The organism is Evansella halocellulosilytica (genome assembly GCF_002335745.1).
Taxonomy (GTDB): Bacteria; Bacillota; Bacilli; order Bacillales; family Salisediminibacteriaceae; genus Bacillus_CA; species Bacillus_CA halocellulosilytica.
This window is the reverse complement of sequence record NZ_NIST01000001.1, coordinates 2,466,246-2,491,125: the sequence shown is the minus strand read 5'-3', so window position 1 is coordinate 2,491,125 and position 24,880 is coordinate 2,466,246. Positions and strand designations below refer to the sequence as shown.

The following is a 24,880-nucleotide window of genomic DNA, read 5'->3' as shown; positions in this document are numbered from 1 at the left end:
TAGACATTAGCCGCTTTTGATAAGACCTCTTATCGATATTGTAAAAATCTTTCGTACCAATATTCAATAAAACCAGGCTCAAAGGGTCCCTTTTGTTGGCTTATCCAAGACACTAATTCATCTACGCTGCGCCTGAGAATGACTTCAACTTCATCAGGATAGTTCATCTGTTTTTTATGTAGCGCAAATTCATCTTCATCTAAAAGCTTGTACGTCATATCTGGAAACACTTTAATATCAAGATCATAATCGATATATTTTACTGCTTCATGATCGTATGTGAATGGAGTACCTAAATTGCAGTAATAATATAATCCATCATTTCGAATCATACCAATACAATTAAACCAATGATCAGCTGTAAAATAACAAATTGCAGGTTCACGTGTTCGCCACTGTCTTCCATCGGATTCTTGAACCATGATTCGATCGTTCCCGCCAATCACTTCATGAGAAGTTCCTTTAAGAATAATTGTTTCTTCCCAAATTCGATGGAGCTGTCCGTTATGTTTATAGCTGTGTACTTGTATATTGCTGCCTACTTTGGGAAAACTCACTGCTTATCTCCTTCCTTCTAAGTTACACTCCAAAGACAACACTTAGCTAGCAACAGGGAGAGGATCATATTCCAACCGTTCACTTTTTATCATTTGGTGCGCGATGGGTAACCATTCGGTCTTGCGGGTGTAAATATAGATCGAATGGCGGTTTTTCAACTAAGTAATTTTGTAACTTAAAATAACTAATTTTTCGATAAGGATTCCCCGGGATGACAGGCTCTTCTCCATTTTCAAGTAAATATTGATCACATGCAATTTGACATTGATCTATATGCTTAGGGTAGTGTTGTTCTTCAAATACTTCAAATGTTTCTTTAGACATGTAAAATGGTTTGTCCGGTTTTCCGCCGATATAATGATGAAGCAAATCGTAATCAAGCTTATGATCATCGAGAACCACACTTCTTAAAGATACCCCTTGCTGAAGAGTAGCTGCATATTTGTTTACAGCTTCACGTACTTCATCAATTGATACTGTCACAATTTTTACTTCGTTTTCTTCTCCTTTTGCTTTTGCTTTATGATCCCTATTTTTCTTTTTACGGAAAAGCACTTTCATCCCCTCCAATGTTCTTGACACATTAGATACTCAGGTTCCCTCCTTGTAAAGTCTAAATCATTTAAGGAAATAGGACACATTTTCCTTCGAATGAATCATTTCCTTTCAAGAGGATGTTCAAAAAGTCTAGAAATAATAGCTTTCGTATCTCTGCGTAGACTCGTCTCTCCGTTACCTTACGTATTAACACTATACGAACTTCGCCGCATTGAAAAAGCTTTGTCTCTTCCTCTACTGTCAGTGTATCCGGCATTCGGACAAAATGCCACGTCCTGTGGCATGTCAGACAATAGGACGATCTTAGGCTAAAATCCCGGGTCCTTCGGGCACACAGAAGTTACCACATCCGTGTGGAAGCTCGTCATGTAACGATCGTTGCTCTTTTTGTCCTCCTTTAACACGCACTTTAATGGAGTTCATCAAAAATCCCTGCATTTTTGACATATAATTGTTTCTTTTTCTTCTTCTATCATCATTATTATACTATTGATTTATAAATTTTAAAACGATTCAAAACCCAATTTGAAAAAATAAAGCAAATAATAACTGTTTCTTTTACGCACATTAATATATGTATGTGTACAAAAAGGAGACTAACCTTAGACACCTGTCCTATATCGTATACGTCCGAATTGACTGATCAATCAGTTGTATACATAGAATGGTTGCCAATAAGGTCAGTCTCCTTGCATGGACTTAGCGGTATCCGCTAATTATCGTGCAACATTATTGTTGCTGTTGTCCTTTTGCAGAAGCTTGCTGTTTACGTTGAGCAGATTGTTGGTTCTGCTGCTTCACTTTTTGAGCATCAGTTTCGCTCGCAAACTCGTATTGTTGTCCTTGAGCAGATTGTTGGTTTTGCTGCTTCACTTTTTGAGCGTTAGTTTTAGAAGCTTGTGGTTGCTGTTGTTGTTTTTTGTGAGCCATGAGTATCACCTCCACATCAATTATGATGTCCTCGGGTGACCTTTTTATCCAAGAAAATATTGTTCATCGTCCTGCTATTTTTTACCTTAAAACATGATAAATTGCAAACAGATAGACCTATTATGTTAAAAGCGAGATACCGCCATCCACAATAATTGTCTGCCCACAAATCATTTTAGCTTGAGGTGATAATAAGAACATTACTGTATCTGCAAGGTCTTCAGGTTGAACGATTCTTCCTGCAGGTGTCTTTGCTTTCGCACCTTCTAACAGTTCTTCACGATTCGGGAAATGAGTCAAAGCATCCGTATCAACGGCTCCGCCGGAAACAGCATTTACTCGAATGTTCTGGGGAGCTAATTCAACAGCTAAATATCTCGTTAAAGCTTCTACTGCTGCTTTCGAAACACCGACCGTTGTATAATGTTTTAAATATCTTTGGGAACCTAATGAACTTAAGCTAACAATTGCTCCGCCTTCTCCTTGTTTTTCCATCCGCTGTGCAGCCATTTGCGAACAAAATAACATCGCTTTGCTGTTTATATTCATCGTCCAGTCCCAATGACTTTCCTCTAATTCCATGACAGGTCTTAGGACACCAGAAGCAGCATTATTTACTAACACATCCAGTCGTCCGAAATGGTCATCAATTGTGGAAAACATTTCTTCTATCTTATCAATTTTACCAATATTTGCTTTCACAGTTAGTACTTCTCTGCCTAGCTTACGAATCTCGTCTGCTGTTTCTTCCGCTTTCGATTTACTCCGTGCATAGTTAATCACGATATTATAACCTTGCTTGGCTAGCCTATGTGCAATTTCTTTCCCAATTCCCCGACTGCTTCCTGTCACTAGAGCAACCTTGTTATTTGTTTGTTCTGACATATGTATGCCCTCACTTTCTAACTATAAAGATCATTAACTTAACGAACAGCATCTTTCACATTCTCTCCTATACAACTTTTTGTAAGGAAGTTAGCTGTTCATATTTACTAATGATTATACAGAATATGACCCGTAAACTCTAGATACACTATAACTAGTGGCAAGCGATTCGTTCTGCATTTTCAACATTCTGCCACTTTTAGGAGGAGAAAATCATGTATGTTGGAAGAGATATGACGGAACTTTCCATGATGGGAAAAAATAATTGGACAGATAAAGAATTAGCATTTTTCCACCATAACTTACAGCAAATTGCTCCTTATTTAAACGCAGAAGGTGTAACGATTCATAAAGAAATCATTCGAGAAATTATGAACCGCGGCGGACTTCATCAAGAAGCGGATGGGACGAACGGTAGCCGTATTCACTATGAATGATCAGCATCACGTACAGACATTTGACTCCTTATACCGACAAAATATGTCATCTTTATGGTACTTTAGGACATAGAGAAAAGTTAAGTAGCGGAACGCTTGTCCAGAAAAGTCTATATAAATACTTTTTCCTAATAAGAACACATCGATTGTCCGCATACTTTTTAAAGCCTAGTTTTTAGGCTTTTCTTTTTTTTATTTGAGAATTATGAGAAAATATTTTATAAATAGAAACTTCGACTTCACGATAAAACCTAATCGGTTATTTGGACATGAAGCGAAAATATATGAGTGGGAGTGTGAGATTATGAAAGCTGTTGTTTATGAAAAGTATGGTTCTCCTGATGTTCTGCAGACGAAAAATATTGATAACCCTGAACCAAAAGAACATGAAGTTCTCATAAAAGTTGGCGGAAGTGGACTTAATCCTGTTGATACGTATTTTAGAAAAGGAATAAGGCAAGTAAGTTCATTTCCTGCTGTCCCTCACTTTGACTTAGGAGGGACTGTTGAAAAAATCGGAGCGAATGTTACTTACGTAAAGGAAGGTGATCGTGTTTGGGCGACAAATGTTACTGGAACATGTGCCGAATATGTCGTTGCCAATGAATCTTCAATATTCCCGCTCCCAAAACGAGTAACCGAAGTGGAAGGTGCTGCACTAGCGATGCCATTTATGACTGCTCATCTTTCTTTACACTTCCGTGCTAACGTTCGCCCAGGGGAAACTGTACTCATCTATGGCGGTGCTGGAGCAGTTGGCCAAGCTGCGATTCAGCTAGCGAAAAAAGCCGGTCTAAAAATTATTGCTACGGCAGGCAATGAGGAAAAGGCGGGTATTTGTAAAAAAGCTGGAGCGAATCATGTTATTTTATATAAAGAAACAGATATTGTTGAGAAGGTAAATGAGCTCACTGATTCTCAAGGTGTCGATCTCATTTTAGAAATGTCCTTAAGTGAAAACTTCGAAAAAGATTTAGAAATGATTAAACTTGGCGGTAAAATTATCACTATTGGATCACCTAAAGATAATACTCCTCCCCTGCCTTGGCGTCAGTTAAATCAAAAGCATGCGACCGTTATGGGTGTGTTATTATTTACTGCCCCTCAAGAAGAACTGCGCCGTGCAGGAGAAGAGATTAGCAGGTTATTTGAGCAAAAATCAATTTTTGCTCACGTCGGTGCTACGTATTCATTCTCTGCGGCAGATAAAGCGCATGAAGCGATTGAAAACCATTCTGTTAACGGCAGCATTGTCCTTACGCCATAATAAATGCGATTACTTCCATATATCCAGTAAAAGATGATAACAGTGTCCCAAATGCCTGTTTTTTTGGGACACCGTTTTTTTGCTTCTTTTTCTTCGTTTCAGGCCGGACACTTTTAGCGGCAATGCCTCAACTTCCTTGATGCACCACTGTGTGCACCAAAGGGATTATCGACTATTGCTTTTCCCGCTAGAAGTCGCCACCTTTCACGCTTCAAAAATACTTTCAAACAAAAAAAATCGCTCCATTTTGTATAATGTAAGCAGTATACAAAGGAGCGTTTTTTAACATGATCAAATTAATTGCCAAATAAGCTTATTTACCAGTAAATCTTGGAACAATACGTTTGCCGTATTGTAAATAAATCCATAAAGTTGCTTCTATATCTAGTGAATGTGATGTCACACTTTGCCCTAAGGTGAAGACGTCCACGATAGCGATTTCGATCGTACTATTCTACATGTTAAGGCGCTAAAAATAGCGCTCCATAAATGAGTGAGCCTAAAATGACGAAGGCAGGATGTACTTTTCGCTTTTCTAATAAGTAATAACTAGCTGCTACAAGCAATCCTGTTTGCAGCACCCCGTTATCAAAATAAGATGTTTCTATAAAACGGAAAGTCATTAACCCAAGCAGAACCGCAATCGTCGGACGAACTATACTTGATAAAAGCTTTACTTTCGGTGAGTCTTTAAATTTAAATAATATACTTAATAAGACAATCATTAAAATTAATGATGGTGCCACAGTAGCAAATACTCCTACAAATGCTCCAAGTACCCCACCTTCTACAAATCCGATATATCCTGCCATTTTTGTCGCAATCGGACCCGGCAGTGCATTCCCGAGAGCTAATACTTCACCAAATTCTTCAACATTCATCCATCCGTACCGATGGACAACTTCATATTCGATTAACGGAATAGTAGCTGGTCCACCGCCATAGCCGACAATACCCGGAATAAAAAAAGCTAAGAAAATTTCCCAATAAGTCATCCACGCTCACCTTCCTGTTCTTTAGAAGGCTGTTTTTTCTTCTTTAAAAAGACAAAAACGATTAGACCGCCTATAACGATAGCTGGATGCAAACCTGCTAGTTGAATGAGCAGAACAGAAAGGACGATTAATAAAGCGACTTTTCCCCAGCCGAAGTCGTCTTTCGATCGTTTAATAAAACTCCACGTTAACACTCCGAGCATGACAGCAACGACTGGAAGTACGCCATTCGTCATTCCTTGTACCCAGGAATATTCTCGAAAAGAGGCTAAAGAGACTAAAAGAACGATCATTAAAATAACTGTTGGAATAACCGAGGCGATAAGAGCGTTAATCATGCCGCCTATTCCGGCGATTCGATAGCCTATATATCCTGCCATTTTCGTTGCAATTGGACCCGGTAATGTATTCCCTATTGCTAACACATCCGAAAATTCATCCGTAGTCATCCACCTATATTTATCTACGACTTCTTTATGAATGAGGGGTATGGAAGCAGGACCGCCTCCATACCCTAACATTCCGACACGGAAAAAAGCCATAAAGATTTCCGTATGTTTCATTTGTGTACTTCTCCCTTTCAAAATATCGAGCTAGTATACTGCAATTGAACCATCTGTCCGTGACTCTGTACCACCAGAAAGAACACCTGTCTTCGGATCACGCCAAATAATTTGTCCACGTCCAAAGTTGCCAGATTGGTGAGTCACTTGAATGTGATGTCCTTTTGCTGAAAGTTGCTGAGCTAAATGATTTGGTAAACCTTGCTCCACTAAAACTTTCTTCTCTTTCATCCACTGCCATCTAGGGGCATCTAGAGCTGCTTGAGGGTTTAAGCCGAAATCAATCGTATTCATGACAACTTGCATATGACCTTGCGGCTGCATAAACCCACCCATAACGCCAAATGGACCAACAGCTTCGGTTCCTTTCGTTAAGAAACCAGGGATAATCGTATGATAAGTCCGTTTTCCTGGTTGAAGTGCATTATCATGAGCCGGGTCTAGGCTGAAATTATGTCCTCTATTCTGGAGCGAGATTCCAGTACCCGGAACTACTAATCCTGACCCAAAGCCCATATAGTTACTTTGAATGAACGACACCATATTTCCTTCATTGTCAGCTGTTGCTAAATAAACCGTCCCGCCGCGAGAAGGTTCTCCAGCCTCAGGCAAAATCGCTTCTTCTCCAATGAGAGCACGGCGTTCTTGGCCGTATGCTTCACTTAACAACGTTTCAACTGACACACTCATCTCTTTTTCTTCGGTAATATATTTTTGTCCATCAGTAAAAGCGAGCTTCATTGCTTCAATTTGTTTATGAAACGTTTCAACGTGATCTCTCGTCGTAAACGCTTCATCTTTCAACATGTTAAGGGCCATCAATGCCACGAGTCCTTGACCGTTAGGAGGAATCTCCCACACGTCATAGCCTTTATAATGAACACTTATTGGCTTCACCCATTCAGGTTTATATGCTTCTAAATCTTCTTTTGTTAAATATCCACCATATTTTTTCGAAAATGCATCAATCTTATCCGCTATTTCGCCCTCATAAAAAGCTTTTGCATTCGTTTGTCCGATTGATTCTAAAGTAGATGCATGCCCTTCAGAACGCCATACATCTCCTGCCTTCGGAGCAACACCATTCGGGGCAAACGTATCAAACCAGCTTTCGAATTCTTCGTCTTTTAACACTTCTTTAAAGCCTTTTACTGCTCTTTCCCAAAAATATGACAGGGTCGGACTTAATGGGTACCCTTCCCTTGCGTATTTAACAGCTGGTTTAAGCACGTCAGAAAGTGGAAGTTTACCGAACCGCTCAGAAAGTTCAGCCCATGCAGCTGGTGCACCAGGAACCGTTACCGGAGTCCAGCCGAATTTAGGGATTTCATCGACCCCTTGTGCCTTCAATTTTTCAATTGAGATTGTTTGTGGTGCTGGACCACTCGCATTTAATCCGTGGAGTTCTCCTTTTACCCAAACAAGTGCAAATGCATCTCCGCCTATTCCATTCGAAGTCGGTTCAACGACTGTTAAACAAGCTGCAGTCGCAATTGCTGCATCAATCGCGTTTCCACCTTGCTTTAATATATCTAAACCTGCTTGTGCTGCTAATGGTTGTGATGTCGCAACCATACCATTTTTACCATATGTAACCATCCGCTGAGATGGATATGGATAATGCAAACTATCATATGTCACCATCAAAACTCCTCCTTCTGCTTTTCATTATGTTAACATATTTCGAGTAGCGAATTGTTTATTTTTACACATTTTTTATGAAAAAATTTCATTGTTGTAAATGATGGAAATTTTCAATTATTTAATCATAAGGAAATCCTCTTCTCCCTCTCTTGACGGATACTATTTCGGCATTTTCTACCGTCAAGGATGCTGAAATCCTCTCTTGGCGGTACTAAGCTCGTGATGTAACCGCTCTTTGGGCCTAGAAAACGATTGAGAGATTCAAATTATATTAATTTAAAAAAGAAAACGGTTAGGCAATTTTATCATTACCTAACCGTTCATATGAAAGTTATTTGACTGGCTTTTTCCAAACGCCAAGCATGACTGCTGTAACGATAGCTCCTATTAAGATTGCTAACAAATACAGCGGCCAATTTTCTACAGCGACAAAGATGACGAATGCACCGCCATGTGGGGCTAACAACGTATTCCCAAATAACATAGCTAAACCACCAGCAATAGCCGAGCCTGTTACAGCAGACGGAATGACACGCCCTGGATCAGAAGCTGCAAATGGAATCGCTCCTTCTGTAATGAAAGATGCACCTAATACATAGTTTGTTTTTCCTGCTTCAAGCTCTTGTTTTGTAAATTTGTTTTTGAAAAACGTTGTAGCTAAAGCAATTCCTAGAGGAGGCACCATTCCACCAGCCATAATCGCGGCATGTGGAGCATAGTTTCCAGCGTCGATCATTGCAATTCCGAACGTAAAGGCAGCTTTGTTAATCGGTCCGCCCATATCGATTGACATCATTCCGCCTAGTAAAATACCGAGCAGAACAATATTCCCTGTCCCCATGTTTCCTAACCAGTTTTCTAACATGGTATTCAATCCTTGCACAGGATCAACGATTAATTCAAGCATAATATATCCTGCTAAAAAGATTCCGAACAAGGGATAAAATAAAATCGTTTTAATACCAGCTAATGAAGCGGGTACAAAATTAAACACCTTTTTCAGTAAAACGACGATATAACCAGCTAAGAAACCTGCGATAATTCCACCTAAAAATCCGGCTTCACCAGTTGAAGCAATTAAACCCGCAACCATACCAGGTGCAAAACCAGGACGATCAGCAATACTCATCGCAATAAATGCTGCTAATACCGGAATCATTAGTCCGAATGCTGTTCCTCCGCCAATCGTATCTAGCGCTTCAGCTAATGGATGATAATCAGGACTATTAGGATCTGCTGCATCAATTCCGAAGAAGAAGGATAAAGCAATCAATATACCTCCACCTACAACAAATGGCAGCATGTTTGAAACACCGTTCATTAAATGCTTGTAAAAGCCAGATTTCTTGCCAGAACTTTCTTCGTCACTAGCCGATTTGCTGCTTCCATCACCCTCAAATATTGGTGCATCTCCATTCACTGCTCTTGTGAGTAATTCTTCTGGCTTTCGAATGCCATCGGTTACGGCTGTTTCAATTAACGGTTTTCCAACAAAATGTTCTTTTTCTACCTTCGTATCCGCAGCAATAATAATGGCATCAGCTTTTTCAATATCATCACTCGTAAGTTTATTTTTCACTCCGTCAGACCCGTTTGTCTGAACTTTTATGCTGACCCCCATCGCTTTCGCTTTTTCTTTTAAAGAGTCAGCCGCCATGTACGTATGGGCAATCCCTGTTGGACATGCAGTAACAGCTAAAATATATTTCTCTTCAGCTTCACTTGATACGGTTTCTTGTTCGTGGTCATCAAGCTTTTCTGCTTCTTTTTCATTAATCGCAACAAGGATTTCATCCTTTGTTTCGGCTTTTAATAAAATGCTGCGAAAGTCTTCGTCGATAAGTAATGTTGATAGACGAGATAACGTTTGTAAATGTTCATTATTCGCCCCTTCACTCGCAGCGATCATAAAGAACAAATGGCTTGGCTGACCATCAAGCGCATCGTAATCAAGGCCTTTCTCTGTTCTTCCAAAAACGATCGCTGGTTCTTTCACTGCCGCAGTTTTAGCATGCGGAATGGCTACCCCATCACCAATTCCTGTGGAACTTTGACTTTCGCGATTTTGTATTGCTTCAATATACTGTTTTTTATCCGCAAGTTTTCCAGCTTCATCAAGCTTACTAGCTAATTCTTCAATAACTTCATCCTTAGATGTAGATTGAAGATCAAGAATCATCGTATCTGTTGATAACAAGTCTGCGATTCTCATTTTGCTTACACCCCTTTATAATATTTCTATCTTTATTTGTTGCTTTAACTCATGGATCGTCTCTTTTGTACAAAATCCATCTGAAAAAGCGGATGCGCTTCCCGCAGCAATCCCATTACGAAACGCTTCCTCAACATTTTTTTCTTGCACATAAGAAGCAATGAACCCGGCAACGACCGAGTCTCCGGCTCCGACAGAGTTTCTCACTTTACCTTTAGGTACATTAGCAAATAGAACCTTTTCATCATTTAAAAATAGTGCCCCGCGTCCTGCCATGGAAATAATAATGTTTTGTACCCCTTTTTTAATTAACTGTTTACCGAAGTCGACAGCTTGTTCCTTCGTGACGTTTTTACAACCAAACATTTCAGCTACTTCATTTTCGTTTGGCTTTATTAAAAATGGATTTGCTTCAATGCTTTCCGAAAGCGCTTCTCCACTCGTATCAACGATCATGTATGCGCCAGTTGCTTCCAACTCTTCCATCAAAGTTGCATAAAATGATGCAGGTAACGAATCTGGCACACTGCCTGCCAATACTAAAAAGTCACCTTTTTGCAGCACATTTAACTTTCTCATTAAATGTTCAATATGGCTTGTTGTAATCGTCGGGGATTTACCGTTTACTTCCGTTTCAGTAGTCGTCTTAAGTTTGACATTAATTCTTGTATCACCATCAATTTCAATAAAATCTGTAGCGATGTTTTCATTTTTCAAAGCTGTCTCTATGAAGCTTCCTGTAAATCCCCCAATAAAACCGAGCGCTTTACTTTCAATGTGTAAATTTTGAAGAACCCTTGAGACATTGATCCCTTTTCCTCCTGGGTTTTTCATTTCTTCTGTCGTTCTGTTCGTTTTTCCTAATTCAAAAGGGTCAACTGAAACGATATAGTCTACAGATGGATTCAGTGTAAGTGTATAAATCATCTGATGTTCACCACCTTAAGTTCTGTCTTCTCTTCATACTGTTTTTGAACATTACTTTCTAATTGATTTGACGTAATGATCATCGCTTCGTGTAAACGAGCTATTTTTGCAAACGATACATCACCGAACTTTGTATGATCGGCTAAAACAATTGGCTCATTGGCTCTTTGGATGGCAACTTTTTTAATAAACGCTTCCTCAGGATCCGGAGTCGAAAAACCATTTAATAGGTGAATCCCATTCGTTCCGATAAAAGCTTTATCAAACTGATAATTTGTGAGGCTGTCTACAGCTCCCCTTCCGATAAAAGCATGGGTTCCTTCTTTTACAAGACCGCCAGTTACGTACGTTTTGATTCCGTGCTTTAACAGCTCCGTTATAATATTTAAACCGTTCGTTACGACGACTAAATCCTTATTCGTTAAATGTTCGATCAGTGCTTTTGTAGTCGTTCCGGCATCAATAAATAAACAATCGCCATCATTGACTAATGAGGCTGCATACTGACCAATCGCACGTTTTTCTTCATTATTTTTCGCTTCTTTTTCTTCAACAGTTGGTTCATCCGTTTTTCGAGTTAACAATGAAGCTCCACCGTGAACCCTTTTTAAATGACCACTGTTCTCTAGTTCAGTAAGGTCTCTACGTATCGTTGATTCAGATGCATCGGTTTCTTCAACCAATTCTTGAATTTTTACAACCTTTTTCTCTTCAAGAAGCTTTAAAATCATTTGTTGTCTTTCAAATGTAAGCACGATTTAAATCTCCTTTATTTTGTTTGAATACGTTGTAATCATTATTATAAATAAAACGTTTTCACAAATCAATCATTTTCACTCAAAAACATTCACATATAATCACTTAATCGACCAATAATCATTCAATTTCATTCACATTTCATTTTTCCTACCATAAGTAACCATTGATTTATTATTTACAAACAAAAAAAGCCCATTCTTTAATGGACTTTTTCACTATGAAACATCTCATCAGTATTTCTCATTGTTATCATTGCTGCTCATTTATCAAAAACTATAAAGAGAAAAGAACGCTAAGCTTTTTGGTGAAAGCTTCTGGGTATAGCGATTGCAGAAAAAAAACTAAATCTAATAGTCAGCTAAAAGTTTGAATGTGATTGACCACCATCTACATTTAGAGTCGCTCCGACAACCCAGCTTGCTTTTGGAGAAGCTAAAAAGATTACGACATCAGCAATCTCCTCAACAGTACCAAAGCGCCCAGCAGGTATCGAGTCTTGTACAAACTGATTAATCTTCTCTGGGTTTTCTTCAAGTCTTCTCTGCCAATTTCCCGATGGATGTAAAATAGAGCCTGGAGCAACACCATTGACACGAATGCCGTCTTTAATCACTTCATCCGCTAACGATTTTGTAAAACTAATCATCGCAGATTTTGCACTGTTATATGTTGGCTTTCCACCAGCTTCTCTGCCAAAAATAGATGAAATATTAACAATTGAACCGGAATTATAATGCCTCATATATGGTACAGCGAGCTGACTGAAGTGGACTGCTGAAAAATAATTAAGCTGCATTGCCTCTTCAAATTGTTCAATAGACGTTTCCATCGTTACTCCGCCATTGCTGCCACCTACGTTGTTAACGAGTATATCAATATGGCCGAATTCATTTATAAATTGTTCGAAGACGTGGTCCCTTGCTTTTTTGTCGACCAGGTCAGCTTGAAACGTTTTTACTTTTGGTAAGTCGTGTTTAGCTTGATTTAGACTGGATTCTCCTCTTGCGACAATTCCAACATCCGCACCTTCAGTCAAAAATGATTTTGCGATCCCTTTCCCTATACCTTTTGATCCTCCAGTGATCAACACTTTTTTCCCGTGTAGTTGCATATCCATGACGTGAACCCCTTTCCGTAAAACAAGATGTGAAGTACTAACTGTGAACCGATTTCATCACCTGTTCTTTCATGATCTTTTGATGTGATACCGGAAACGGATACCAATGTATTTCATCTTTCGGTACAAAGCGTATTTCTCCTTCATCATCGTAAAAGTCACGATTAATGATTGTATCAGCTTGTACTGTATATACATCAATTTCCCAAACAATATGAGAAAAAACATGCTTTACGTGTTGTACCGGCCCAATCATGTTACCTTCTACATTTAGATTTTCTATATAGCTTTGTAAATCTTCATTTTGTTCGGTAGATGCTTCGATATTTGGGAATTGCCACAATTTTGCTAGCAACCCCGTCTCTGGTCGTCGTTCGATTAGCACATTTCCGTCCGCATCTTCAATAATGACAGCCTTCATATTCTTTGATTTTGGTGGCTTTTTCTTCGCTTTCACTGGTAATAATTGCTGAACTCCTTCATCCCTAGCTTTACAATGAGCTTGTACGGGGCACAACAGACATGACGGGCTCATCGGTGTACAAACTAATGCACCTAATTCCATCAAACCTTGGTTAAAATATGAAGGATTATTTTTCGAGATAATTTCTTCAACAATTGCTTCAAATTTTTTACGAGTAGCTGGTTTACTAATATCATCATAGATCGTAAATATTCTTGATAAAACCCTCATGACATTACCGTCAACTGCAGGTGTAGGTATATCATAAGCAATACTTAAAATCGCTCCTGCCGTATAAGGGCCGACTCCTTTCAAACTATGTACGCCATCTTTTGAATCAGGAACGACTCCACCATATTTCTCGTCTACTTCTTTCACTGCTTGATGTAGATTTCTTGCTCTAGAGTAGTATCCTAACCCTTCCCATGCTTTTAGAACGGTCTCTTCCTCAGCTTTGGCTAAATCGCTCGCTGTCGGAAATAAACTCATGAACCTTTTATAATAAGGGATGACAGTATCGACTCTCGTTTGTTGCAGCATAATTTCGGATACCCATACTTTATATGGGTCTTGATCTTTTCTCCATGGCAAATCTCTTTGATGATATTCAAACCATTCGATCAAATCATATTGAAATTGTTCGGCAGCGAATGATTGGATTTCACTTATATTTGATGACATACGCTTTCCTCCTAGTTGTCCTCTTCCCATTTAGCTTAATGATTTTTCTGTAAAAATGCCCAGCAATGAAGTTTATGTAAGCCGCCTTCAATGAAGGTATCAAGCTCACCGAACAGCGGATGATCCTTCTTAGACCTACTTTCTTTCATCGCATAATAGTGGGACATTGTTGGCAATTTAAACATTTCTACATACAAATAATCTTGATCAGCTGCTTCATACCAATCAATTTCATCAGCCTCATAATCGGTTAATTGCTGGAGCAGTTTTGGCATATATGACTCATACTCTTCTTTTTTATCATGCTTGATTTTATACTCTAAAAACACTTGGATTGGTGATGACATTTACAATTCTCCTTTTTAAATCAAAGTAATTTGGGTAAAAATATATGTAGGTCTATCATTTTAGCTAGTCGAATATCCATTGACTGTACAAATTCTCTATTACCTGAACGAATACATTTAAACGTATAAATCAAATCGTTTAAAATTCGATTACATATATTTTATCAGGAATATGTATTGGATTCATTAAGGAGGGTCGCGGTTGGACACTGGAACTCACGTCGTAATGGGGATAGCAATAGGAGGACTCGCCACATTAGACCCTGTTGTATCTAATAGTCCTGCTATGACACAAGCAGTTATGGTTGGAGCGATCGTAGGATCACAAGCACCTGATTTTGACACTATCCTAAAGCTGAAAAACAATGCGTCGTATATTCGCAATCACCGCGGAGCAACTCACTCTGTTCCTGCGTGGTTTATTTGGCCGACACTCATTACATTATTCTTGTATGGGTTAATGCCTGATATAAACCTTCTCCATTTATGGCTTTGGACCTTTCTAGCCGTGTTTATTCATGTATTTGTTGATATTTTTAATGCATATGGGACGAAAGCTTTTGCCCCATTCAATCAAAAGTGGACCGCTCTAGGCATTATCAACATTTTTGATCCATTTATTTTTATTACACATATCGTTGCTATTTTGTTTTGGAGGTTTGGCACTGACCCTGGATGGACCTTTTTAATCATGTATGGTTTCATTGCCATGTACTACATTTGGAGAACGTATGTGCAAAGGCAAGTATACAATACGTTAAAAAGTCGCCATCCTGATGCAAGCCATATTTTTATTTCTCCAACTTTTAAATGGAACCTGTGGCATGTTGTTATACGAACACCTAAAAAAATGTACGTCGCAGAATCCCGTAAACAGAAGATTAATTATTTTGAGACTTACCCTTTTGAACCGATTCCTGATGACCCGATTATAAATGCTGCAAGAAAAGATGATAATTTGCATGCCTTTTTATCTTTTTCGCCAGCTTACCGATGGGAAGTGTCGAAAGAAACTCATGGTTATACTGTAAAATTTGTTGACCTTCGCTATCGAAGCAAAGGATATTACCCATTTATTGCGATTGTCCGGCTTGATAAAAACTTGAACATTTTATCATCCTATACAGGCTGGATTTATAATACTGAAACATTGCAGCGAAAATTAGAAGTCGTTGCAGAGTCGAGTTAACAACGAAAAGCGCAAGGCGCCCGCCTATCGGCGAAGCGACCTCGAGCCGAAAACTGCTGTCTCTTCCTCTTCCAGTATCACTTTGAGGCTAGATCCGTCAACCGGGCAATACGCCACGTCCTTTGGCATGCCCGGCATTAGGACGTCCTATCAGTCGAGACAACTCGTAAGATAAGATCTTCGGCTAAAACCCCCGCGTCCTGTGGGAACACCGAAGTCACCACATCCGTGTGGAAGCTCGTGTAATAAACGCTCGTGCCTGAAGTCTAGACACCAATCGAGTGATTGATATTTTATGGTCATCCACACTTTGCTGGAAACTCATTTTCATTGTAGATGGTGGCTACGAGAAGCGTAGCCATGGTTGTTTCTTATCATTTAATAAAAGCCCTGGTTATCCTAAAAATGGTGATAATACAGGGCTTTTATTGTATTAATGGTTAAACTTTTTCTTTTCAAACCATTCGCGATATTTCGGTTTATCGACTAGCACTTCATGCAGACGATCTCCGTAATTCATGATCCATTGGTTAATAATATTTTCCGTCATTTCTTTTCCTTTATATTTTCTCCCTGCTTTTGCATATGTGGTTTCAAAATCTTCCCATAACAGTTCAATCCACGTTCTTGCCTCAGCATAGGATAGATGATCGTTTTTTTCTAATAAACGATTCGTTAATCGTTCATGATAATCATTCATATCTTTCAGTCTCCTTGTCAACAATTACATTTCATTTATGCATTCAAACACACACATACTATGAGTGCCCTAATGACTAATCAATTTAGTCAGTATTTCTTGTTCCACTTTCAAATAGATGTTTTTAAAGGAGGCTTTAACTGTGCGGAACAAAGCAAAAGGCTTTCCAAACAGAATATCGCCCTCAGGTGAAGCAAGAGCTAAATCAGCTTATGCTTCAAAACGTCCGGATGGCTCAACCAATGACCATCCTCAGGAGCGTATGCAAGCTTCAACTCAGGAGCGAAATGAATAGGACCGAGCATCATTTTAAACGTAAAATGCAGCTTTACCTGAAGTAATGACTTGTTTCACGTTTAATCTCACCAAATAAGCGGAACGAATTATTCGTTTAGGAGGTCCATGATGGTCAAAAAGAATTTCCCTATTAAAGGTAAAAACAATTATGAAGATCCATTTCAGTCTCCAAGAGCTAATCCGAAACACGCCTTTCATCAAGTGAATGGCGAGACGGAACAAAGTTTGCATAACCAAGTTTTAGAAGTACAAACTCGTAAGAGGTCGTAACTCCACTATTGAGAGGAGAGGATAAATGACCTCTCCTCTCTTTAACCTTTATTCTTGTTTATCACCTAATAATGATATAGGTAAGGCTTCTTCTTCGCGATTGTCATTCCGCTTTCCCCAGGCAAAAATACCGTTCATATAGGCAATCGTAAACGTCTCACCCGAACTGCCGATAATATCATATGTAGCTCCTACGTTAAATTCCTCAGGATCCATCATGTATGCTTTAGCCATTGTCATTTTACGCTCATGAACTGCATATTCATTTACCATGCCCATTTGCTCTGCTTTTTGAGCCTTTACTTTCAACTCAGCAATCTCTTCTGTTAACTCTTCCTTCGTCATTTGACTATAACGTTTCTCCATTTATATTCCTCCAAAATCATCACATCTCGTACACCACATTATAAAGAAAATTTACAAAATACGCCAGGTGCCTGGCACGTGGATAAATATGGAAACCATCATAATGTAAGAGTTAATATGGGGTTTAATATAGAATCTAAATCCAGGTGCTTATTCGGTGTTTTCTTTTAACCATGCTTCAATTAGTTCGATCGAAAACCCTTTCGCATATAGGAATTGTTTCATCCGTTGTTCTCGTTCCCAGCCATCATAGTTTGCATATTTTTTTAATGCTTTTTCTCCGTGTTTTTTTACAGCGTCCCATTCTACGTCAATGTCATTTTCTAGTTCACATTCATTAACTGCTGTTTGTGACATTGATTGTGAAAAGCCGCGCTGCACTAAAAACTGAACTAATTTTTGCCTTCGCTGCTTTACACTGTCAGACCGATAACTTTTTTGTTTTTTCTCAACCGCTTTTATCGCATTATCTAGCTGCTCTTCTTCAGGATATTCTAGCATCGCTTTATCGATGTTTTGCTGTGAGATCCCTTTTTGATAGAGTTCCTGTTCAATAATAAAGGGTCCTTTTTTCTGTGTGTTCTTCTTCGTCCTGACAAAAGAGGCAGCAAAAGCTCCATCATCAAGTAAATTTAAATCGCGGAGCCTGTCCATCATCTGATCCGCTTCTTCCGGAGAAGCTTCTTGATCTAATAAATAATTATAAACTTCTTTTTCAGAGCGCATCCGGTAAGAAAGGTAATTTAGTGCTTTCTGAAACGCCTTATCAAGTGTATCTTCCTGCCTTAATGCTACGATGTCGTCTTCGGTAAGTTCCATTCCTTTTTTTAAATGCTTTTTAACAAATATATCTTCGGAAATCGTCACGGCATATTCATCACTCGCTCCACGATTTACATAAATATGAAAACGTCCTTTCTTACGTTTCGACGCTGTCATTTTTGTAATTTTTGGCATACCATTCACCTCTCAATGCTATCCTATCATATTCAGGGAAAGGTGAAACGTTTGATTTTTCGATTAAAAAGGGAAATGATGATAGTAAGAATACTTTAACAAAGGAGGAATAGTATGAATGTTGCCATTACAGGCGGTTCTGGCTTCATCGGGCAAGCGCTGACAGATCATTTAATCAAGCAAGGTCACCAAGTCATCATATTAACAAGAAACAAAAATAACAAGCCGGTAAAAGAAAATGTCACCTATGTCGAATGGCTAAAGGAATCAGCATCAGCTGAAAAACAATTACAAAACATCGATGCCTTCGTTAACCTCGCTGGTGAAAATTTAAACAGCGGCAGATGGACAGCAAAAAAGAAACAAGAAATATTAAATAGCCGTATTGCAGCAACGAGAGAAGTCATTTCATTAATAGCGAAGCTGGACAAAAAACCTGAAGTTTTAGTAAACGGATCAGCAGTTGGTTATTACGGTATGTCTAAACACGCGACCTATACAGAAGATACTGAAGAACCCGGGGAAGACTTTCTTGCAACTGTCGTGAAAAATTGGGAGCAAGAAGCAGCGGAGGCACAGCAAATGACACGAGTTGTTTATACTCGTTTCGGTGTCGTGCTAGATCAAAAGGAAGGGGCATTAAAGAAAATGCTGCCGCCATTTAAAATAGGGCTTGGCGGAAAATTAGGTTCTGGAGAACAATGGATGTCTTGGGTACATATTAACGATGCAGCGAGAGCGATCATCCATTGTATTGAAACACCAACTATAAAAGGTGCTGTGAATGTAACCGCTCCTCACCCGCAACGTATGAAAGAATTTGGAAAAGCGTTGGCAGCTACTCTTAATCGGCCATTTTGGACACCTGTTCCCGGAGTGGCATTAAAAACACTTTTAGGTGAAATGAGTATGCTCGTTTTAGAGGGGCAAAAAGTATTACCGAAAAAATTGGAAGATCATCAGTTTATATTTAAATATGCTCACCTTCATAGTGCTCTAGAAGATTTATTAAAATAGCAAGCCGATTTTCCTTTATACGACATTTATTAAAAAATTTTGCATATTAACTTCAATACTCGATCATACTACTTGTAACAGACTAAAAAGAGGTGAAAACATGACAAGCAAGCCTAGAAAACCAAAAGAAGAGAAACGCCATATGAAACGCGCGCAAGAAGTTCACTACCGCTCTTCATTTAAAGCTGCCGATCGCATGTTTAACCAAGCGAAAAATAACCTTTAGTGCGATGACACCTTACTTTATTACAAGTTCGTTCGCACTGAAACAATCATTTTCCCCCTCGAAAAGAAACATACGACTGTTACATGAAAGGATGATTTTACGTGCCTCATAAAAAAAGTCGTGATAAAAACAAACAAGATTTACCTCAAGTGCCTGAAAATCAAAAAGTGGAGTACTCAGAAGAGTTAGCTGATGCTGAGGATCGTGAAGCACAAGCACGTTCAAAAGAAGCTGAACAGCGTCAAGAAAATCGTGTAAATACAAATAAAATATGAATGAGCAAAGAGGATGAGCTAAATTTGTTTTTTTTAGCATCCTCTTTTTTAATGAACGAACTAGAAATCTCTCCCTTTTCTCTTATATGTCTACACAAATAACGAAAAGACAGGTATCATAGAAGTAAGTATAAAGGGGAGGGTGCTTACATCTATGACGATGATTGAATTCCCTACAATCATTTTTTTATTTCTACTTTTCGGGCTAGGTCTTCTATTGCTTAATATCTTCACTAGCATATGGGCTTATCGGGATTCTCTGAGGCACGGTCAGAGTAAAGAGTACAGCTTGCTTATACTCTTGGCAACATTATTTTTTCCCGTAATCGGTCTGATTGTGTATCTCATCATCCGAAAAGATGCGTAAAACTCGTATCAGAAGCCTTTCTTTCCGCTAAAACTGCGTCAATGTTATGATAAAAAATCTTGAAAGGATTGATACAAATGAGTAAAAAACTGCCTCCGAGTTATTTAGGTAAAAAAGTGTATATCGATCAATCTGAGAATCGGTACTATTTAATCCGTTATGAGGAACATACCGGAAAGAAAAGATCACATGTCCTCTTATTCGATCAAGAAAATCCCGTTATTTTTGCTGTCATCCATCATGATGGACGATTTTTAGACTCCTTTTATTTGTCTAATAAAACGACAGAGCTTTCCGCAAAAACATTAGAACGGTACAAAAAAATAGCTGATCGAAAAAAGCAGCATCGCGTCACCCAAGATGACCTTCGCGATGCACTTAAACCGATCGATGAAGCGAAAATGAAAAATGAAAACATCTTAAAACATCTCGTCGATGAACATCTTGAAGATATTAAACAACTTTGGCCTTCAAGATTACTCACACTACAGAATGCTTACGGTAAAAGTGACCAATCACTAATACTTACATCACTCCATGAAGCACTTCTACAAGCAAACGGTTCAAAAGCGTTTCATTTCTTACTGCGCCACCGATACGATTCATTTATTCCAATACTTGCTCAACAATATGAAAAACATCCAAAACTGTTAGAAGACGTCTCAAACTTTTATTTAGGCTATGACGAATCAAAAGTTGCTGAAGACTTTATATACGAAGCAGTCAACCACATTTCCGTTGAAAACGAGGAATTAATCGAGCAGCTGCTGCAAACAGCTCAAAATATCGATCATGTTCATTTTACGAAAGTACTCCGTACAACTTTAAGTAAATTGTTTAAGCGGGTTAAACATGAAACGGATTCAACACCAAAGGAATGGCTACAAAGTATTGTGCACGACAAAAAGCTAAAACATTCAATAGCTGTCTCGTTAAAAAAGAAAACTGGCTAACCGTTAAACTCAAGTGCTCGCTAGAGAGTACTTGAGTTTTGATAGTTCTATTATGAATGTTGTGGTAACCCTTATTAGGTCAATGTTTTGCTTTGATCCTAAACAACATGATGTTATTGCATGCAACCTTTGATTTCATCACTGACAGGCGGACGCTTTCTGCGGGCAATGCCTTAGCTAAACATGACTGGCGTCATGTTGGATCTTCGGCTATTGCTCTTCCCGCTAGAGTCGCCGCCTAACGTTCTTCAATCAATCTCCAAACAGGATGAAAAAGATAAAAAAGTCGCACCCCATTCTCTCTTTTGTTAATCTTGAGTCACCACAACACAAAAGAACAAGGGAGAGAATGAAGGTGCAGCTTGATTTTATTATAAATTACATAGGATTGAAGATAATTCCTTACATCTACACTGAATCTAAATTAATTTAACATATGAAAGTTCACGATTAATAGTGGTAAAAACCTCCCTTTAATAAAGGTTGATGGCACTTCACGTATGAATGTTGCACCCATTTTTTCGTAAAAGTTTCTAGCATATGGATCACTAATAATCTTCATGCAATGATAACCCGTTTCCTCAGCTTTTTTCATTGCATCTTCCCACATCAATTTACCAGATCCTTTCCCGATTTGATTCGGATCGATAAAAAAGAAGCTGAGCTCAAGTTCATCATTTTCTATTGTAAAGCTATAAAAACCAAGAATGTTCTTAGTTGGACCTTCAAGAACATACACTTTTGATTGTTGTATAAATTCTGGGGTAACCGTCAAATCATCTTTGCTAACACTCATAAATTGCTCATCATATCCCCAATAGCGCTTAGATTTCAATGCTAATTCCGATAGAGCGTGAGCTTCGCTTTGTTTTGCATTTCGTATGAACACACCAAGCCCCCTCCTATTGCTAAATTCGATTCTCGTCTGTAACTTCCTTTTAGTTTCTTATTAGTCATACAAACACCCCCAGAATGCCTTCACTTTCATCCTGAGGGTGTATACATTTTCTATCGATTCATTCGTCTTGCAAAATCTACAAAACGAAACTTATCCGGTCTATGCCGTGATTCCGTATATTGAAAAAGGCTTGCATCATCTAAATAGACATAATTTTTCACGACGACAATATTAGAGAATCCTTCTAAATGAAGGAGTTGACGATCTTCTTCTGTCGGCTCTTCAACGATGACTTCCTTTTTCGCAAAACTAATGACCAATCCTAATTCTTGTTCGATATATTCGTATATTGAGTTTCTACATATTTGTTCAGTTAATGTTTCAACATAAAGTTGATTAATATAATCTTTATCTAAAATAATTCGTTCAGAATCAATTTCACGGACACGGTGCACTTCCCATACATTTCCTTCTCCACTCATTTGCAGCTGCTGTTGAATTTCTTCATTCGGAGAAATCAATTTCAGCTTTTCTACATGTGTTTGATAACTTTCACCAAGCTTGTCCGCTAGCTCTTTAAAGCTGACAAGACCTGAAATAGGAAAGTCGAATTTACGTGCATCAAGGACAATCGAACCTTTTCCTTGTACTTTTTGAATAAATCCATTTTGAGCGAGCAAAGTAAGTGCTTTTCGAATCGTTTCCCTCGATGTCTCAAAAATGTCCATGAATTCATGTTCTGACGGAAGTTTCGTCTGAGGTGGATACTTCCCCGCCCGGATATCATCTGCGATTTCACGATATATTTGGATATATTTATTTTTCACACGGCATCACCGATAATAGTGTATCATGCTTTTTTAAGATGATAAACAACAGATTCATATGGGCGTAGATTGATGGAGTCCGGTCGTGCCGCCGAATCCTCGTAATTTGATAGGACTAATTCTGTTACGAATTGATCCAATTCGAGCTCTTGCGGTGCTTCAAAATTCGCTTCACCATCGTAAAAATGATTAATGACTAGTAACTTTTCCCCCTTATACTCCCTTACGTAAGAAAAAATCCGGTCATCATCATCTAAAATAAGCTCATAGTTACCATACGTTATCAAATCCAACTCTTTTCTAAGTTTAATTAACTTTTGATAATGGTAAAAAATCGAAGTGTCATCTTGTAACGCTGCTTCTGCATTAATCGTCTTGTAATTGTCTGCAACTGGAATCCAAGGTGTACCCGTTGTAAATCCTCCATGATTATCACTGCTCCATTGTACAGGTGTACGCGAATTATCACGTGATTTCTCTTTAATGATTTCCATAATCCGATCCTCAGGCACACCGTTTTGCTTCATCTCTTCAAAAATGTTAAGCGTTTCAACATCCCGATATTCGTGAATCGTCTCAAATTTCGGATTCGTCATCCCGAATTCTTCACCTTGGTAAATATATGGTGTACCTTGCATCATATGAACTGTCGTTGCTAACATTTTTGCTGATTCCTTATGGTACTTTCCATCATCGCCGTATCGGCTCACGATTCGCGGTTGATCATGATTGCACCAGAAGAGGGCATTCCAGCCGCCACCTTTGTGCATTTCTGTTTGCCAAGTAGAAAGAATTTGCTTTAATTCATGAAAGTCAAATGGTGCAATTGTCCATTTCTCACCGTTCGGATAATCGACTTTAAGGTGATGGAAGTTAAACGTCATACTTAATTCATGACGATCCGGGCGTGTATATTTAATACAATGATCAATCGTTGTTGAACTCATTTCGCCGACTGTCATGACATCATATTTTGAAAAAACTCTTTCATTCATTTCCTGCATATATTCATGTACGCGCGGTCCATCTGTATAAAACTTTCGTCCATCCCCAGGAGGAACGGAACCATCATCGTTTGGAAAACGTTGATCTTTCGAAATAAGATTGATGACATCTAGACGGAATCCGTCAACACCTTTTTCAAACCAATATTGCATCATCTCATAAACGTTTTCTCTCACTTCCTCATTTTCCCAGTTTAAGTCAGCTTGCGTCACATCGAACAAATGTAAATAATATTGACCTGTCGCTTCGTCATACTCCCATGCATTACCACCGAATTTTGACTGCCAGTTGGTTGGTTCTGCTCCATCAACCGGGTCTTTCCAAATATAATAGTTGCGGTTTGGATGATCTTTCGAAGAGGCTGACTCTTTAAACCATCTGTGCTCTGTCGATGTATGGTTTACGACGATATCCATAATCATTTTCAAATCTCTTTTATGTGCTTCTTCAAGTAAACGGTCGAAGTCTTCCATCGTTCCATACTCTTCATGAATGCTGTAATAGTCACTAATATCATAGCCGTTATCTTTTTGTGGTGATTCATAAACTGGAGTAAGCCAGATCACATCAACGCCAAGCTCTTTTAAGTAATCTAGCTTTTCAATGATTCCTTGTAAATCTCCGACACCATTTCCCACCGTATCATTAAAACTTTTTGGATAAATTTGATACACGACGGACTTTCGCCACCATTCGTTGAAATTCATGTTAGAAACCTCCTAAATATATGTACAAAAATTCATACTCTCTTCCTTGTCACTTTTCACCCAAAAAGTATAGCTTGTATATACAAGACAGTCAATCATACATTCTACTCTTATCATTCCTTCTAACAGTCTTCATTAACCAATGATTATTTCATGAATGAGAATAATCGGCTTTATGTATAAAACGTAAAGTGCCCCGTGAATGGAATTGCTTGTCGTTAAAGAAGTTTCCACAAACGAATGGTGTCATACCATTCTATGAGGGGAATCTAGGTGGTGAGGTGAAACAAGTTTGATTTAGAATGATTCTAGTTAGCGGATAAACACGGATTTTTAAAGGATAAAAGCCGATTTTTCACGAATAACCCCATCATTTTTCGCGAATAAAACGAAAAAAATCAGGAATAAACTTCATTTTTTCACGAATAAGCTTTAAAAAAGAGTGTCTCCAAAAGCACATTGATATGCTTTTAGAGACACCCT

Annotated in this window: 29 protein-coding genes; 10 read left to right on the top strand and 19 right to left on the bottom strand. The window is 38.6% G+C overall.

What is annotated here, in order from left to right; genetic code table 11:
• Nucleotides 1-29: 29 nt before the first annotated feature.
• From ntdP to fabL, 4 genes are all read right to left on the bottom strand, one after another.
• Entirely contained in the window at nucleotides 30-557 is a 528-nt protein-coding gene (gene ntdP, locus CD001_RS11820; protein WP_096187929.1) for a nucleoside tri-diphosphate phosphatase, read from the bottom strand.
• A 79-nt stretch (nucleotides 558-636) separates the two neighbouring features.
• Nucleotides 637-1,113 carry a DUF3939 domain-containing protein gene (locus tag CD001_RS11815; RefSeq protein WP_096187928.1) on the bottom strand — a complete coding sequence of 159 codons (477 nt, stop codon included), beginning with the start codon at nucleotides 1,111-1,113 and terminating at the stop codon, nucleotides 637-639.
• 732 nt (nucleotides 1,114-1,845) lie between these two features.
• Nucleotides 1,846-2,046, bottom strand: a complete 201-nt coding sequence (locus CD001_RS11810; protein ID WP_096187927.1) for a gamma-type small acid-soluble spore protein — start codon at nucleotides 2,044-2,046, stop codon at nucleotides 1,846-1,848.
• 120 nt (nucleotides 2,047-2,166) lie between these two features.
• Complete coding sequence (gene fabL, locus CD001_RS11805; protein WP_096187926.1) at nucleotides 2,167-2,931, bottom strand: enoyl-[acyl-carrier-protein] reductase FabL; 765 nt, start codon at nucleotides 2,929-2,931, stop codon at nucleotides 2,167-2,169.
• A 215-nt stretch (nucleotides 2,932-3,146) separates the two neighbouring features.
• Here fabL and CD001_RS11800 point away from each other — a divergent pair, with 215 nt between their 5' ends.
• Both CD001_RS11800 and CD001_RS11795 read left to right on the top strand, forming a co-directional pair.
• Nucleotides 3,147-3,368: a cytosolic protein gene (locus tag CD001_RS11800; protein ID WP_096187925.1), complete on the top strand. Its 222-nt coding sequence runs from the start codon at nucleotides 3,147-3,149 to the stop codon at nucleotides 3,366-3,368.
• Nucleotides 3,369-3,672: 304 nt separating this feature from the next.
• Nucleotides 3,673-4,635 carry an NADPH:quinone reductase gene (locus CD001_RS11795; protein ID WP_096187924.1) on the top strand — a complete coding sequence of 321 codons (963 nt, stop codon included), beginning with the start codon at nucleotides 3,673-3,675 and terminating at the stop codon, nucleotides 4,633-4,635.
• A 461-nt stretch (nucleotides 4,636-5,096) separates the two neighbouring features.
• Here CD001_RS11795 and CD001_RS11790 read toward each other — a convergent pair whose 3' ends face one another.
• The 9 genes from CD001_RS11790 to CD001_RS11750 all read right to left on the bottom strand — a co-directional run bounded on the left by CD001_RS11790 (nucleotide 5,097) and on the right by CD001_RS11750 (nucleotide 14,343).
• Nucleotides 5,097-5,630, bottom strand: coding sequence for a chromate transporter (locus tag CD001_RS11790; protein ID WP_096187923.1), 534 nt, complete (start codon nucleotides 5,628-5,630; stop codon nucleotides 5,097-5,099).
• Nucleotides 5,627-6,193: a chromate transporter gene (locus tag CD001_RS11785; protein ID WP_096187922.1), complete on the bottom strand. Its 567-nt coding sequence runs from the start codon at nucleotides 6,191-6,193 to the stop codon at nucleotides 5,627-5,629. Before CD001_RS11785 ends, CD001_RS11790 begins: the two co-directional genes overlap by 4 nt.
• 30 nt (nucleotides 6,194-6,223) lie before the next feature.
• A complete protein-coding gene (locus tag CD001_RS11780) occupies nucleotides 6,224-7,837 on the bottom strand; it encodes a gamma-glutamyltransferase family protein (protein WP_096187921.1) in 1,614 nt (537 codons plus the stop codon).
• Between the two features lie 331 nt (nucleotides 7,838-8,168).
• Entirely contained in the window at nucleotides 8,169-10,049 is a 1,881-nt protein-coding gene (locus CD001_RS11775) for a PTS fructose transporter subunit IIABC (RefSeq protein WP_096187920.1), read from the bottom strand.
• A gap of 15 nt (nucleotides 10,050-10,064) precedes the next feature.
• A complete protein-coding gene (gene pfkB / locus CD001_RS11770; protein ID WP_096187919.1) occupies nucleotides 10,065-10,976 on the bottom strand; it encodes a 1-phosphofructokinase in 912 nt (303 codons plus the stop codon).
• Complete coding sequence (locus tag CD001_RS11765) at nucleotides 10,973-11,731, bottom strand: DeoR/GlpR family DNA-binding transcription regulator (protein ID WP_096187918.1); 759 nt, start codon at nucleotides 11,729-11,731, stop codon at nucleotides 10,973-10,975. The genes pfkB and CD001_RS11765 overlap by 4 nt, the downstream gene beginning before the upstream one ends.
• Before the next feature lie 362 nt (nucleotides 11,732-12,093).
• Nucleotides 12,094-12,852 carry an SDR family NAD(P)-dependent oxidoreductase gene (locus tag CD001_RS11760; RefSeq protein ID WP_096187917.1) on the bottom strand — a complete coding sequence of 253 codons (759 nt, stop codon included), beginning with the start codon at nucleotides 12,850-12,852 and terminating at the stop codon, nucleotides 12,094-12,096.
• Between the two features lie 37 nt (nucleotides 12,853-12,889).
• Nucleotides 12,890-13,996 (bottom strand): A/G-specific adenine glycosylase, encoded by a 1,107-nt coding sequence (mutY, locus tag CD001_RS11755; RefSeq protein ID WP_096187916.1) that lies wholly within the window; start codon nucleotides 13,994-13,996, stop codon nucleotides 12,890-12,892.
• Between the two features lie 35 nt (nucleotides 13,997-14,031).
• Nucleotides 14,032-14,343 carry a hypothetical protein gene (locus CD001_RS11750; RefSeq protein ID WP_096187915.1) on the bottom strand — a complete coding sequence of 104 codons (312 nt, stop codon included), beginning with the start codon at nucleotides 14,341-14,343 and terminating at the stop codon, nucleotides 14,032-14,034.
• A gap of 202 nt (nucleotides 14,344-14,545) precedes the next feature.
• On the opposite strand from CD001_RS11750, the gene CD001_RS11745 reads away from it, so the two are divergent.
• Nucleotides 14,546-15,532 carry a metal-dependent hydrolase gene (locus tag CD001_RS11745; protein ID WP_096187914.1) on the top strand — a complete coding sequence of 329 codons (987 nt, stop codon included), beginning with the start codon at nucleotides 14,546-14,548 and terminating at the stop codon, nucleotides 15,530-15,532.
• Between the two features lie 433 nt (nucleotides 15,533-15,965).
• Here CD001_RS11745 and CD001_RS11740 read toward each other — a convergent pair whose 3' ends face one another.
• Complete coding sequence (locus CD001_RS11740) at nucleotides 15,966-16,232, bottom strand: YfhJ family protein (protein ID WP_096187913.1); 267 nt, start codon at nucleotides 16,230-16,232, stop codon at nucleotides 15,966-15,968.
• A gap of 142 nt (nucleotides 16,233-16,374) precedes the next feature.
• Here CD001_RS11740 and sspK point away from each other — a divergent pair, with 142 nt between their 5' ends.
• Entirely contained in the window at nucleotides 16,375-16,527 is a 153-nt protein-coding gene (gene sspK, locus CD001_RS11735; RefSeq protein ID WP_096187912.1) for a small, acid-soluble spore protein K, read from the top strand.
• Nucleotides 16,528-16,637: 110 nt separating this feature from the next.
• Nucleotides 16,638-16,799, top strand: coding sequence for a YpzG family protein (locus CD001_RS11730; RefSeq protein WP_096187911.1), 162 nt, complete (start codon nucleotides 16,638-16,640; stop codon nucleotides 16,797-16,799).
• 48 nt (nucleotides 16,800-16,847) lie between these two features.
• On the opposite strand, the gene CD001_RS11725 is transcribed toward CD001_RS11730, so the two are convergent.
• Both CD001_RS11725 and recX read right to left on the bottom strand, forming a co-directional pair.
• Nucleotides 16,848-17,165 (bottom strand): YfhH family protein, encoded by a 318-nt coding sequence (locus tag CD001_RS11725; protein WP_096187910.1) that lies wholly within the window; start codon nucleotides 17,163-17,165, stop codon nucleotides 16,848-16,850.
• Nucleotides 17,166-17,315: 150 nt separating this feature from the next.
• Nucleotides 17,316-18,122, bottom strand: a complete 807-nt coding sequence (gene recX, locus CD001_RS11720; RefSeq protein WP_096187909.1) for a recombination regulator RecX — start codon at nucleotides 18,120-18,122, stop codon at nucleotides 17,316-17,318.
• Nucleotides 18,123-18,236: 114 nt separating this feature from the next.
• Between recX and CD001_RS11715 the strand changes: the two genes are divergently transcribed.
• From CD001_RS11715 to CD001_RS11695, 5 genes are all read left to right on the top strand, one after another.
• Nucleotides 18,237-19,139, top strand: a complete 903-nt coding sequence (locus CD001_RS11715) for a TIGR01777 family oxidoreductase (RefSeq protein ID WP_096187908.1) — start codon at nucleotides 18,237-18,239, stop codon at nucleotides 19,137-19,139.
• Nucleotides 19,140-19,239: 100 nt separating this feature from the next.
• Entirely contained in the window at nucleotides 19,240-19,365 is a 126-nt protein-coding gene (locus CD001_RS11710; protein WP_096187907.1) for a YfhE family protein, read from the top strand.
• Nucleotides 19,366-19,466: 101 nt separating this feature from the next.
• Nucleotides 19,467-19,640, top strand: coding sequence for a YfhD family protein (locus tag CD001_RS11705; protein ID WP_096187906.1), 174 nt, complete (start codon nucleotides 19,467-19,469; stop codon nucleotides 19,638-19,640).
• Nucleotides 19,641-19,794: 154 nt separating this feature from the next.
• The gene (locus tag CD001_RS11700) at nucleotides 19,795-20,007 is read left to right on the top strand and encodes a PLDc N-terminal domain-containing protein (RefSeq protein ID WP_306454109.1); all 213 of its coding nucleotides are present in this window, start codon (nucleotides 19,795-19,797) and stop codon (nucleotides 20,005-20,007) included.
• A gap of 77 nt (nucleotides 20,008-20,084) precedes the next feature.
• Nucleotides 20,085-20,960 carry a hypothetical protein gene (locus CD001_RS11695; protein WP_096187905.1) on the top strand — a complete coding sequence of 292 codons (876 nt, stop codon included), beginning with the start codon at nucleotides 20,085-20,087 and terminating at the stop codon, nucleotides 20,958-20,960.
• 424 nt (nucleotides 20,961-21,384) lie between these two features.
• Here CD001_RS11695 and CD001_RS11690 read toward each other — a convergent pair whose 3' ends face one another.
• From CD001_RS11690 to treC, 3 genes are all read right to left on the bottom strand, one after another.
• Nucleotides 21,385-21,849, bottom strand: a complete 465-nt coding sequence (locus CD001_RS11690) for a GNAT family N-acetyltransferase (RefSeq protein ID WP_096187904.1) — start codon at nucleotides 21,847-21,849, stop codon at nucleotides 21,385-21,387.
• A 119-nt stretch (nucleotides 21,850-21,968) separates the two neighbouring features.
• Complete coding sequence (gene treR / locus CD001_RS11685) at nucleotides 21,969-22,685, bottom strand: trehalose operon repressor (protein ID WP_096187903.1); 717 nt, start codon at nucleotides 22,683-22,685, stop codon at nucleotides 21,969-21,971.
• Between the two features lie 23 nt (nucleotides 22,686-22,708).
• On the bottom strand, nucleotides 22,709-24,397 hold the full coding sequence (gene treC, locus CD001_RS11680; RefSeq protein ID WP_096187902.1) for an alpha,alpha-phosphotrehalase: 1,689 nt from the start codon (nucleotides 24,395-24,397) through the stop codon (nucleotides 22,709-22,711).
• Nucleotides 24,398-24,880: the final 483 nt, after the last annotated feature.